General features: G+C 46.7%; 2 tRNA genes and 1 rRNA gene. All 3 read left to right on the top strand.

The annotated features are described in order from the left end of the window. Positions 1–77: ribosomal RNA gene (locus tag H5201_RS22705) — 16S ribosomal RNA — on the top strand; the annotation flags it as partial. Between the two features lie 76 nt (positions 78–153). Next, positions 154–230, top strand: a tRNA-Ile gene (locus H5201_RS22700). Between the two features lie 46 nt (positions 231–276). Next, positions 277–352: transfer RNA gene (locus H5201_RS22695), tRNA-Ala, on the top strand. Positions 353–390 lie beyond the last annotated feature (38 nt).

The following is a 390-nucleotide window of genomic DNA, read 5'->3' as shown; positions in this document are numbered from 1 at the left end:
CCACGGAGTGATTCATGACTGGGGTGAAGTCGTAACAAGGTAGCCCTAGGGGAACCTGGGGCTGGATCACCTCCTTATACGATTTAGAACTTATTTGTTCGTAGTGTCCACACAGATGATTGTTATTGTAAAGAGAACAAACACTTATTGTTTGGGTCTGTAGCTCAGTTGGTTAGAGCGCACCCCTGATAAGGGTGAGGTCGGTAGTTCAAATCTACTCAGACCCACCACTTCTTCAACGAAGTCGGTAATCAAACAATAAGTACCAGCATATGTGGGGCTATAGCTCAGCTGGGAGAGCGCCTGCCTTGCACGCAGGAGGTCAGCAGTTCGATCCTGCTTAGCTCCACCACTTACTTCTTAAAAATAAATATTCTTTTATCGGGCAGC

The organism is Pseudoalteromonas sp. SG43-6, from assembly GCF_014164365.1.
Taxonomy (GTDB): domain Bacteria; phylum Pseudomonadota; class Gammaproteobacteria; order Enterobacterales; family Alteromonadaceae; genus Pseudoalteromonas; species Pseudoalteromonas rhizosphaerae.
The sequence above is the reverse complement of the archived record's forward strand: the minus strand, read 5'-3'. Positions and strand labels throughout refer to the sequence as shown.